At 35.2% G+C, this 13,155-nt stretch carries 5 protein-coding genes and 1 pseudogene; all 6 read left to right on the top strand.

Translation table 11 applies throughout. From position 1 onward, the window contains the following. The 6 genes and pseudogenes from P5P89_RS01100 (at position 1) to P5P89_RS01070 (ending at position 13,052) form a co-directional block, all read left to right on the top strand. On the top strand, positions 1-2,247 hold the full coding sequence (locus tag P5P89_RS01100; protein WP_278010361.1) for a GH92 family glycosyl hydrolase: 2,247 nt from the start codon (positions 1-3) through the stop codon (positions 2,245-2,247). Between the two features lie 155 nt (positions 2,248-2,402). After that, on the top strand, positions 2,403-4,919 hold the full coding sequence (locus P5P89_RS01095; RefSeq protein WP_278010360.1) for a glycoside hydrolase family 3 N-terminal domain-containing protein: 2,517 nt from the start codon (positions 2,403-2,405) through the stop codon (positions 4,917-4,919). Positions 4,920-5,176: 257 nt separating this feature from the next. Beyond that, the gene (locus P5P89_RS01090; RefSeq protein ID WP_278010359.1) at positions 5,177-8,506 is read left to right on the top strand and encodes a SusC/RagA family TonB-linked outer membrane protein; all 3,330 of its coding nucleotides are present in this window, start codon (positions 5,177-5,179) and stop codon (positions 8,504-8,506) included. 30 nt (positions 8,507-8,536) lie between these two features. Next, the gene (locus P5P89_RS01085) at positions 8,537-10,126 is read left to right on the top strand and encodes a SusD/RagB family nutrient-binding outer membrane lipoprotein (protein ID WP_278010358.1); all 1,590 of its coding nucleotides are present in this window, start codon (positions 8,537-8,539) and stop codon (positions 10,124-10,126) included. Positions 10,127-10,264: 138 nt separating this feature from the next. After that, a pseudogene (locus tag P5P89_RS01080) lies at positions 10,265-11,961 on the top strand (PNGase F N-terminal domain-containing protein). A gap of 2 nt (positions 11,962-11,963) precedes the next feature. Then, positions 11,964-13,052 carry a sialidase family protein gene (locus P5P89_RS01070; protein ID WP_278010357.1) on the top strand — a complete coding sequence of 363 codons (1,089 nt, stop codon included), beginning with the start codon at positions 11,964-11,966 and terminating at the stop codon, positions 13,050-13,052. The last annotated feature ends 103 nt before the right edge of the window (positions 13,053-13,155 follow it).

Below are 13,155 nucleotides of genomic sequence, written 5' to 3'. Positions count from 1 at the left end.
ATGTTTTCAATATCAAAAAAAACAATATCCAAAACAGCATGTATTTTGTATATGCTGTTTTTTAGCATCCTTATTTTTGCACAGAAAGAACCCGCAGATTTTGTAAATCCGTTTATTGGAACTTCAAATTACGGAGCCACTTTTCCCGGACCAATTGCACCAAGAGGAATGGCGAGTATAAGTCCGTTTAATGTTGCCGGGAAACAAAATAAATTAGAGAAAGACAGTCAGTGGCTTTCTAATCCGTATGTAAACGAAAATACTTTTTTAACCGGATTTAGTCAGGTTAATATAAGCGGTGTTGGCTGTCCAGATTTGGGTGTTATTTTATTGATGCCAACAACGGGAGCTGTAGAAACAGATCATTTAAAATACGGGTCAACTTATAAAAATGAAGTGGCAAAAGCAGCGTACTACAGCGTAGATATTGACAAATACAATGTAAAAGCAGAGTTTACATCATCTAAAAGAGTGGGCGTAAGCAAATTTACTTTCCCGAAAGGGCAATCAAACATTTTACTGAATCTTGGCTTAGGCTTAACCAATGAAGAAGGGGCAATGGTAAAAGTGGTTTCGCCAATAGAAATTGAAGGAATGCGTTCTGTTGGTTCATTTTGTTACAACAGCCCGGAAGATGCTTACCCGGTTTATTTTGTAGCTAAATTTTCCAAACCAGCACACAAATTCGGAGTTTGGAAAAAGCCTTCAAAATATGAAGGTCTCGAAGCACAATGGATGACGTACAACGGAAAAACCAGAATGATGGATAATAGCATCAAAACGGTTGTTGGTGATAGTATTGGAAGTTATTTTACGTATAAATTTGATAAGCAGGAAACCGTTGAGGTTAAAATTGGAATTTCGTATGTAAGTATTGCAAATGCAAGAGAAAATTTAGAAAAAGAAACCGGAAACAAATCTTTTGAAGCTGTTTATAAAAATACTTACAACGAATGGAATGAAGAACTTTCTAAAATTTTGGTTGAAGGAGGATCAAATGACGACAATACGATTTTTTATACGGCATTGTATCACACTTTAATTCACCCAAATACTTTAAACGATGTCAATGGAGAATATCCTGTGATAAAAAGGACTAAGATTGCAAAAACAGAAGGTACTCGTTATACCACTTTTTCATTGTGGGATACGTATCGCAACATGCATCCTTTAACATCTTTGGTTTATCCTAAGCAGCAATCGGATATGATAAAAAGTATGTTGGAAATGTATGATGAAAACGGCTGGCTGCCAAAATGGGAATTAAATTCAACTGAAACTTTTACCATGGTAGGAGATCCCGCAACTATTGTGATAGTTGATGCCAGCTTAAAAGGAATTCAGGATTTTGATTTTCACAAAGCCTACTATGCCATGTTAAAAGGTGCTGATCAAATTGAAAATAATCCACTGCGTCCGGGACTTAAAGAATATGTTGAAAAAGGATATGTATCAACAAATTATCGCGGTCCCGTTTCTACAACACTGGAGTACAATACTTCAGATTATGCGATTTCACTTTTAGCGAAAGCTTTAGGCGAAAAAGAAGACTATAAGCGTTTTACAAAACGTTCATTATCCTACCGAAAATTATATGACAAGGATTTAAAATTACTTCGGCCAAGAACAGCTAACGGAAAATGGTATGAACCTTTTGATCCTGAATCAGGAGCTAATTTTCAGGAAAATGTTGGTTTCATTGAAGGAAATGCATGGCAATACGCTTTTATGGTACCGCATGATATTAGAGGATTAATCAAACTTATGGGTGGTGATAAACCTTTTTCGGATCAGTTACAAAAGGTTTTTGACAGCAAACAATTTGATATGGCAAACGAGCCGGATATTGCATATCCGTATTTATTCAATTATATAAAAGGAGAAGAATGGAAAAGTCAGGAAATGGTAAAAAAACTGGTTGCACAATATTTCAAAAATGAGCCAAAAGGATTACCCGGAAATGATGATACAGGAACAATGTCGGCCTGGCTGGTATATTCGATGATGGGAATTTACCCAATATCGCCAGGTGATCCAATTTACACCATTACAACGCCAATGTTCCATAGAGTAACAATCAAATTAGATCCGAGATATTATAAAAAAGAAAGCATTGTAATTGAAAGACAAATCAATAATGATGGGAAAATCAATTCGATTGAGCTAAACGGAAAAACACGTAACAGCTTCTTTATCTCACATGATGATTTTGTGAATGGTACAAAGCTTAAAGTGATTCAAAACTAAACACACACAACTATGTTACAATTAAGAATGAGAAAAACGGCCATTATTTTTGTAATGGCTGTTGGTTTTTTAACCAAATCCATGCCCAGAAAAAGTATCTGTATCAGGATGCCAAAGCGCCTGTTGAAGACAGAGTAAAAGACTTGTTAAGTCGTATGACACTTGAAGAAAAAGTGCGTCAGATGGATATGTACAGAGGTGATTTTTTTAAAGAAAAAGAAGATTTTGCTAAAGGTAAATCGGCTGATAAAATTGGGAAATTAGGAATTGGAGCGATTCATGATTTGTATCCGCGTTCAGCGAAAATGATCAATGATTTGCAAACCAATGTAATCAAAGGAAACCGTTGGGGAATTCCAGCATTGATTATGTGTGAAATGCTTCACGGATATTTAGATGAAGGAAGTACCGCTTTTCCAATGAATATTGGGCTTGGGGCAACTTGGGATACTTCTGTTTTAGATAAAGTTGGAAAAGTAATCGGTATGGAAGCCAGAGCGCACGGAGTTCATTTTGGTTTTGGACCAAATTTAGATTTAGGTCGCGAGCCAAGATGGGGGCGTGTTGCTGAAACTTTTGGTGAAGATGCTTTCTTGAACAGCGAAATTGGTTTGGCTTTTATTAAAGGATTGCAGGGAGACGATTTAAAATCAGATCGTTCTATAATCGCTGAGCCAAAACACTTTGCGGTTCACGGTATTCCACAGGCAGGAGGAAATTCTTCGCCCATTTTAGTTGGAGAACGTTCTGCTCGTGAAGATCATTTGCCTTCATTCGAAAAAGCATTTAGAAAAGGTGGTGCTTTAGGAACCATGTGTGCCTATTCGGAGCTAGACGGAATTCCTTGTGCGGCAAATCATTGGTTATTGACGGATGTTTTGAGAAAAGAATGGGGATTTAAAGGGCTTGTAGTTTCAGATTTAGGAGCTATTAAATATATCCAAACTACGCATAAAGTTGCTGATTCTCCCAAAGAAAGTATTAGAGAAGCGGTTTCTGCAGGAGTTGATATGCAGTTTTACGATTTTTCAAATGAATTCTGGCAGAATACGATTATTGAATTAGTTAATGAGAAAAAATTAACTCAGGAAAATATTGATCGTGCAGCTGGAGCAGTTTTACGTTTGAAATTCTTATTAGGATTATTTGAAAATCCGTTTACAGATAAAAACCTGATCAAAGAGCGTTTTCATACGAAAGAAAATCAGGCTGTAGCATTGGAAGCTGCTCAAAAATCGATGATTTTATTAAAGAATGAAAACAATATTCTTCCATTAAAAAAAGACCTTAAAAATATTGCTGTTATCGGACCCAATGCAAATGCTTCAAGACTTGGAGGTTATTCTCCTAAAAACAGTGTTGGAATGACTGTTTTTGAAGGTGTACAGCAATTAGTGGGAAAAACAGCAAATGTTATTTATGAAGAAGGTGTACCGTTGATTATAAAAGGACAGGCTATTCCATCTAAATATTTATTTATTTCAGACGGATCTCAAAATGGATTAAAAGGAGAATATTTTAATAACAGAAATTTAGAAGGAACTCCAGCTTTAACTCGTATTGACAGCCAATTAGAATTTGACTGGCCTTGGGCGCCTGGTGACGGTGTTAATGTGGATGATTTCTCTATTCGCTGGACAGGTTATATCCAATCAGACAAATCATTTGACGGCTGGTTAGGTTTAAGTTCAGATGACGGAATCAGAATGTGGGTTGACGATCAATTGGTTATCGACAACTGGACAAAAGGAGCTACAAATATTGTTACCACTCCAAAAAATATCGAAGCAGGAAAAAAATACAAAGTCCGCATTGAAATGTGGGAAGGAGGCTGGGGAGCCAGAGCTCACTTACGCTGGAACTTAGAAAAAGTAAACATGCAGCCAGCAATCGAAGCTGCTAAAAAAGCCGATGTTGCGATTGTGGTTTTAGGAGAATCAAACGAATTGGTGGAAGAAAACCGAGATGTTGCCGATTTGAATTTACACGGAATGCAGCAGGAATTGATTGAAGCCATTCAAAAAACAGGAACTCCGGTAGTTTGTGTGTTATTAAACGGACGTCCGTTGTCTACAAACTGGATCGCTGATAATATTCCTGCGATTATAGAAGGTTGGTTCCCAGGTGAAAATGGAGGTAGGGCAGTTGCTGATGTTTTATTCGGAGATTACAATCCTGCAGGAAGACTGCCAATTACGGTTCCGAAATCGGTTGGACAGTTACCTATATATTATAACCAAAAACCGTCAGCGATACACAGATATTTGGCAGAGAGCGAAAATCCGTTATTCAATTTCGGTTTTGGATTGAGTTATACAAAGTTTGAATACTCTAATTTGACGCTTAGTTCAACAGAAATCAAAAAAGACGGCGAATTGAAAGTAAGTGTTGATGTGAAAAACGTTGGAAATTTTGATGGAGACGAAGTGGTTCAGCTTTACATTAATGACGTTTACAGCAGTGTTACAACTCCTGAAAAAACATTAAAAGGTTTCAAAAGACTCAACATCAAAAAAGGGGAAACTAAAACTGTTGAATTTACCCTTACACCAGATGAATTATCTCTTTGGAACAGAGAAATGAAACGAGTTGTAGAACCTGGAAATTTTGAAGTGATGGTGGGAGGAAATTCTATAGAATTACAGAAGCTGAATTTTACTGTTATAGAGTAATGCTTTAAATGCAAGTCAAAATAAAATATTTAATGTTTTGGTTGTTTTGCTTAGAATAATTTTGTGAATTTGATAAATCACAAAGATTAATTAAATACTGAATAGTAAAACGTAAGGATTTTAATAGTGAAATAGAACTTTTTTGGCAAAAAAATGCCCAACACCTTTTCAAAGATGTCATTTGTCGAAATAATGATTTAGTTAACAAATCAGATTCATAAATTTAACATGTTATTAACTCAAAAGACAATTAAACTATGAATCAAAAAGTATTAAAATTACTGTTTTTGTTTTTCCTGTTCGGGGTTCAAAATCTTCAGGCTCAAACAGCTACAGTAACAGGAACAGTCACTGATTCTCAAGGGATGCCAATTCCAGGAGTGAATGTGAATGTTAAAGGAACTAAAACAAATACATCATCAGACTTTGATGGGAAATATACTATCCCTGTTCCTAATCAATCAGCGATTTTGATATTTTCTTACGTAGGTTCTGCTACAAAAGAAGTTTCTGTAGCAGGGCTGACTACTGTTAATGTAGTTTTAGGAGCAGATAGTGAACAATTAGGAGAGGTTGTTGTAACTGCACTCGGCCAGTCAAAAGAGAAAAAGGCTTTAGGTTATGCTACGAGTGTGATTAAGTCTGAGGCACTGGTTAAGACTGGTTCGCCTACTGTGGCCAATGCTCTGTATGGTAAAGCACCAGGAGTTCGTATCACTTCTACTCCGGGAGGAGCTGGAAATATTAATATCAATATTCGTGGGATTAACTCAATAACAGGTAAAAATCAACCCCTTATCATTATGGATGGTGTGCCAATTCGTGATGGAGCTGCAACAAATAATGATTATTGGGGTGATCAGCGAATTAGAAGTAATGGTCTGGCAGATATAAATCCGGAAGATATTGAGAGTATCTCTATTCTTAAAGGAGCTTCTGCTGCTGCACTATATGGTTCTGAGGCTGTAAACGGGGTGGTATTAATCACATCTAAATCTGGTAAAGGAAAAAAAGGATTAGGTGTAGATTTTAGTACTAGTTACTCAAATAACTCAATAGCGTATTTGCCACGATTTCAATATGAAAGAGGTCCTGGTTGGACAAATGCAAATTATTCTACGGGATATTTAGCTCCTGATGGTTTCGCTCATTATGATACAAATAATGACGGAATTGCTGATACCAGAGGTGTTTCAGCCAGTACTAATAACTTTGGACCATGGTTCGATGGTCAGCCAATTATGTCATGGGATGGAGTTGTTCGCCCTTATTCAGCTCAAAAAGACGGTTACAAAAATATGTTTCAAAATTCATGGGATGGAGTAACAAACATTGCACTTTCCAACAATACGGATAATAGCAGTATTCGTTTTTCTTATACACACAATGAATCGAAAGGGTTGAGTATGGGTAATATGAATAAAAAAAATACCCTTAACCTCAATGCATCGTTCAAGACAAGTGAAAAATTGAAAACAGATGTAATTGTGAGTTATATGAACCAGAATGTTCACAACCGTGCTGTTGGTACAGATCGATTAATCAATAACTTTACTGGTATGATAAGTCCGTTTGATAATGGTGATTGGTATAAAGCTAAATACAGAACGAGTTTAGGATACAAATATGTAACGGGTTCAAATCAAAGTTTGACTCCGGATGAAAATATTATCCGTAATGGTTTCAAGGCAGATGTAGGTGATTATTTCTGGAATACGAATGCAAATCAGCAGGAAGAAATTACAAACCGTTTGATTGCCAGTGTTACTGAAACCTATACTATTTACCCAGATTTGAAGCTGCGTGGTCGTGCTTCTACAGATTTAACTTCGATAAATGTAGAAACTAAAAATCCGGTTGAAAGACCTTTGGTGTACGGATTTGGTACTGGTTCTTTTCAAATAGATTCTAAAGATTATAATATTCTTTATGGAGATTTAATGTTAATTTATAACAAAAAAATTAATGATAAGTTTGACATTGGAGCTACAGTTGGTTATACCGCATCAAAAGAAACGGGTTTGAGTTTGTCACAATTTACAGATGGAGGGTTGAGTGTTGAAGGCTGGTACGATTTGAATTCTTCAGTAAACAATATAAAAACTACCAATAAAAGAGATAAAGTTGTAAAAGACGCTGTATTTGGAACTCTGACCGGAAACTATAAAAACTATTTGTTCCTCGAAGGAACAATAAGAAGGGATCGTACTTCAACGATGCATCCTGATAACAATGCTTTTACTTATCCTTCAGTCAATTCTTCTTTCATAGTATCTGATGCGTTTACATTACCGCAAGTAATCAGTTATGCAAAACTTCGTGCTTCCTGGGGAATTGTGGGTAACTATGCAGAGATGTACAGGGGTAACGTAGCTTTCAACCAAACTACATTAGGAAATCAGGGAACAACTACTCCAGTATTAATTACAACTTCTATGGATAAGTATGGTAATGAAAGTTTAAAACCTGAAATGAAAAACGAATATGAGCTTGGTTTTGAAACTAAATTCTTTGGAAATAGGCTAGGGCTAGATGTCTCTTACTATAATGCACAAGTTAAGGATCAAATTTTAGATTTGACATTGGCGCCTACAACCGGAGCTTCATCAATAATAGCGAATGTTGGAGAATTGAGTAACCAGGGTATTGAAATAGCTTTGACTGTGACTCCGGTAAAAACAGCATCATTCTCTTGGGATCTTACTTTGAACTGGTCTAAAAACGCAAACAAAGTGGTAAAATTAGCTAACGGTGCAAAAGAATTACTACACGCAGATTATGATGGCTCAGCAGCTCAATTAAAATCAGTAGTAGGTGATCCGATGGGAGGTATTTATGCACATCCTGTTAAGACAGACGCTAATGGAAATAAAATGGTTGATTCTGATGGATATTATATGATTGATGGCGATAAATGGGAAAAATATGGTACTGCTATACCAAAAGGTCTGGGAGGCTTATTGAATACATTTACTTATAAAAATTTTACTTTAGATGTTAATATTGATTATTCTTATGGAGGGTATTTAATGCCTACAGGTATTAACTGGATGACTTCTAGAGGATTGACCGAAGAAAGTTTGAACTATAGTACTAATGAGCGTGGCGGTTTAACCTATTATATGGATGCTAATGGTAAAGGGGTTCAGGTTCCTAACAGTGCTACTTCCGGACCAACTGGTCAAACATTATATCGTGATGGTATGCTGATGACTGGTGTTACAGCAGATGGCGCAACAAATACAAATGTAATATCTCAGGCAGGTTACTATAATATGACTTATAACTGGGGAGGCCCTCAATACAGCAGCTCACGTTATGAATTGTATATCAAGGAAAACAACTATGTAAAATTGAGAGAAGTCTCATTAACTTATAGTTTACCAACTAACTGGGCTGCTAAAATTGGTGCTTCTAAATTAAATTTTTCAGCTTACGGACGTAATTTGTTCTTCATCTACAGATCAATTAAAGATATGGATCCTGAAGCCACTACAGCAGGCTCTAAATGGTCTCAAAATATAAACAATGCAGGAACCAACCCGGCTACCAGAAGTATTGGATGTATGTTAAGGGCATCTTTTTAATTTGATATTTCATAATTTAAAAAATATAACATGAGAAAATTATTATATATATCGCTAACAACTGCAGCTGTTTTTTTTAGCTCTTGTTCAAAAGACGATTTTGCAGATGCGTATCCAAATCCGTCTACTGTTGAAACAACTACTGTATCTAAACAGTTTGCCGGATTCATGAAGATTAACTTTGAGGATGTAATTCCTTCTTATTGGAATTACTATACCGTTCTAAAATCTACTTCTCTTAGCTATACGCAGGCACATGGATTTATAAACTCATCCGGTCGCTATGTTTCAGGAGCTGCACCAGTTAACAGATGGGATAGATTTTATAAGTTTATGGCTCAATATAGAGAGTTGGAAAAAGTGATGGCTTCTTTGCCTGCTGCTATGCAGACTGAAAACAGAATCTATACCATTACTTCAACTATTTATTTATACGATCATACTCAAAAAATGATTGATAACTATGGAGATATTCCTTTTTCACAAGCAGGTAAAATTAGTTTAACAGGAGGTAATTATGGCGCAGCATTAGCAAAGTATGATAATCAAACAGAACTATATACCTTAATGTTAGATCAATTGAAAGCTTTTTCTGCTGAATTGAATTCGATTACTTTGTCTGCTGGTGTAGCATTAGAATTCAAAAATCAGGATTTGATCAATAAAGGAGACTTGGTAAGCTGGAAAAACTATTGCAATTCTTTGCGCTTAAAATTGTTGAACAGAGTTTCTGCGGTTCCTGCTTTTACTGCAAGAACAAATACTGAAATGGCTGAAATCATTGCAAGTGGACAAATTGTAGATGAAAATTCTGAAAATATTGCTTTCAGGGTTTATACTCAGGATGGTGATTTAGATACTTCAGGTTTTATTAATGCTTTAGAAGATGATTTAAACAATCTTGCTCCAAAACCAATGATTGATCACATGAATGCCAATAATGATCCTCGTAAACCATGGTTGTTTGAAAGAGGATCACGTACAGTAAACAATGTGGTGATAGTAGCTCCAACTTATGAAGGACTGGATCCGACATTGGCATCCGGTGCTCAGACACAACTAATAACTGATGGTAAGATTGCTGTATACAATCGTTCCGTTCTAAGTAGAAATAAATGGTTGCCGGGTACGTTAATAAATGCCCCTGAAATAAACCTGCTTCTTGCAGAATACTATTCAAGAAATGGAAACGCTGCAACAGCAAAAACGCATTTCGAAAAAGCCATCAGACAATCTGTAGAGTATTATGTAAGATTAGGTGATAAAGCAGATGTTTTGACATGGAAACCAACTACAGAACCAACAACGGCTGAAATTGACGCTTATATTACTGCTATAAACTTTGCCGGAGCTACAACACCAGCAGCTCAATTGGAATTAATTGCTTTTCAAAAGTACATTCATTACAACATCATGCAGGCTGATGAATCCTGGGCTGAACAAAGAAGATTAAAACTTCCAGCATTACAATTCCGTGAAGATGAAACAAGCAGTATCAGAAAAACACCGCCAACACGCTGGACATATCCAACTTCAGAGAGTGTATACAATCCGGATAATTATAATGCTGTAAAGGCAAACGATAATCTGAGTACCAAAATATTCTGGGATGTAAAGTAAAATTTAAATAATTATGTGCGATTAAAGCACCTGTAACAATTATTAAACAGAGGTGAGAATGTTGTTCTTGCCTCTGTTTTTAAGGTTTTATTCAGTTTAGATTTTGCCAAAAATTAGATAATAAATTATTCTGCATACATGATAAAATTTTTTAGTGCCATATTATTGTTTTTTTCTTTAACACTCGTTGCACAAACCAAATCAGATGTATATAAAATTACGTATGATAAATTCGAAAACGGAAAAAAAACAGAAGGGAATACCGAAATCTATGTACACAATCAAATCATTTTTTTATCAAAACCTACTGATAAAATACAGCAATACATTGATTTAAAAAACAATTATAACGTTAGCACCATTAAGAATGGAAATACTGTTTTCAAAAAAATAACTCCATTTGACAGTCTGCCTGTTCCTAAAAAAGAAAATGATACCCGTGTGATACTGGGATATCATTGTAAACATGTTTCTTTTTCTTATTTTTCAAATAGAATTGATGTCTGGTTTACTGAAAAAGCTGCTGCAAAAGGAACTCCTAATAGTAATTATTTGCCTGATAAAAATGCACTTGTACTGCAAATGGTTTACAATGGCAATCAGACCTTGACAGCCAATGCTATCACTAAAGTTAAAAATTTTCAGCCACTTGTTAATTATGATGATAAGACAATAGTAGTAGATAAGTCAGAATTTGAAGAAATTCTCATTAACTCCAGATATACTAAATTACATGTTTTTGAGAATGAAAACATAAATTACGACCCTAAGTCAGTAATTCCAAATGAGAAAGACCTTATTGCAGACAAGGTTTTTCATTTTTCTAAAGGAAGTGTGGTTTTGAAAAAGATAAAAATTACTCCAGAACTTAGAAACAGCAGTTCGATTTTTGCAAAATTAACGTGTAAGTCTAATGGGGATGCGTATGACAGGACTGGTTCAGTATTCATTATTTCAAAAAATAATGGAAACACAACTACATTATTAGATGCTTATTTAAATGGATTAGACAGATTACCAGTTTATACAGACAATCAAAAAAATAAATATCAGGGAATTAAAAAAGAAAAAAACTATAAACCTGCAATAGAAATACTTCGTTTTTTCACACCATTTGGAGTTAATTATTTTAATGATAAGCGAAAAATAAATAATTACAACTGGGTAAAAGAAGTTGTTTATAAAGAAGACGTCACATCTCTTATTCCTATTGATGAAGATGAAATCTGGATGGGTGTTTTTATTGGGAATTATGATGCTGGAGGACATACAATAAGTCTTGAGTTAGATGTTTATCCATCGATGAACAATAAAGAAGACAAACCCGCTAAGAAAAAGTATGTAGCGCCTTTATTTTCAACAGTAAATACTATGGAAATGTCGGGTCAAAATTATGGAGGTCTTTTTGCGAATGATACTTTAAAAGTAAATTTCGAAATTAAGGATGAGGTACAAAACTTACAACTTTTGTATACCACAACAGGTCATGGTGGCTGGGAAAATGGAGATGAGTTTGTACCAAGAATGAATAAAATATTGGTTGATGGTCAGGAAGTTTTTAAAGTTATCCCTGGCGAACTGATTGTGCAACGTATCGATTATCTAATCCTGCTTCAGGAAATTTCCCTGATGGATTATCTTCCAGTGATTTAAGTCGTTCAAATTGGTGTCCGGGTACATTAACACCTCCTTATGTTATTCCAATGAAGCTTCCTAAGGGCAATCATATAATAGAAGTAGTTATAGAACAAGGTCCAAATGAAGGTCCCAGCACAAACCATTGGAATGTTTCTGGTGTTTTGGTGGGTGAATTGAAAAAATTAATTGCGAAATGAAAATGCCTTTGAAATTTAATTGTGTAGTGCTGTTATTCCTTCTGACAGCTTTTTCCTGTAGGTCATTACAAACTATTCCGGAAGCCGTTACTATCACTCAAAATTACATTACCGAAAATCCTGTTACAACAATGAGCCACGCCTCAACATTGGTTGAAGTAGAACCTAACGTTCTCTTGGCTGCCTGGTTTGGCGGAAAATATGAAGGTGCGAAAGATGTCAGTATTTATATGTCTTCTTATAAACAAAAAAAATGGTCGGCCTCTAAAAAAATTGTTGAACCATTAATTAAAAATGGAGATACACTGCCTTGCTGGAATCCGGTTTTATTTAAAAGTAAGGCTCAAAATTTATATTTGTTTTATAAATGGGGGAAAAATCCACGAGAATGGTTTGGAGCCATGATAGTTTCTAAAGATAACGGAAACACCTGGAGCGAGGCAAAATATCTTCCAAAAGGAATATTAGGGCCAATTCGAAACAAACCTCTGGAAACTACTCCCGGAGTTATTTTATGCGGAAGCAGTATCGAAAGTATCGATGATAATAAATGGAGAGTATTTATAGAAACGTACACCGAAGCAACAGACAGCTGGACAATAACGGATATTAATGACAGGAAGAATTTTGATATCATACAGCCCACTTTTTTAGTTCATTCGGCTAAAGAGATTCAGATTTTATCACGAAGCAGGCACAATAAATTGATTTCAAGCTTGTCAGAAGATAATGGCAAAACCTGGCAGAAAACAGACAGTATAAACGTTGTGAATTCGAATTCGGGAGTAGATGCACTAACTTTATCGAATAAATCATTTTTATTGGTTAATAATCCTTTAAAGATGGGTAAAGACTGGTTTAACGGAAGAAATGTTCTCGATGTAGAATATTCTAATGATGGTGTGTCATGGAAGAAATTATTTGATTTAGAAAATCAAAAAGAAGGCGAATTCAGTTATCCCGCCATTATCCAGACCTCAGATAAAAAGGTACATATATTATATACGTATAATCGTATATTTATTAAGCACACTACTTTTGATTTAAAAAAAAAGAATGAAAAAAATGTCTTGTTTTTAACTAATGAATAAAATCTTCGAACTCAAAGTGACTTTTAACGAAGTTAGTAATGTTTAGACAATCAGAATAAAATTATGAAGTTTTTGCAAAATATAAGTTTTAGAATTGTTTTAA

Origin of the sequence: Flavobacterium gyeonganense, assembly GCF_029625295.1 — a bacterium.
GTDB classification, from domain to species: domain Bacteria; phylum Bacteroidota; class Bacteroidia; order Flavobacteriales; family Flavobacteriaceae; genus Flavobacterium; species Flavobacterium gyeonganense.
This window is presented reverse-complemented; position numbering and strand designations above follow the sequence as displayed.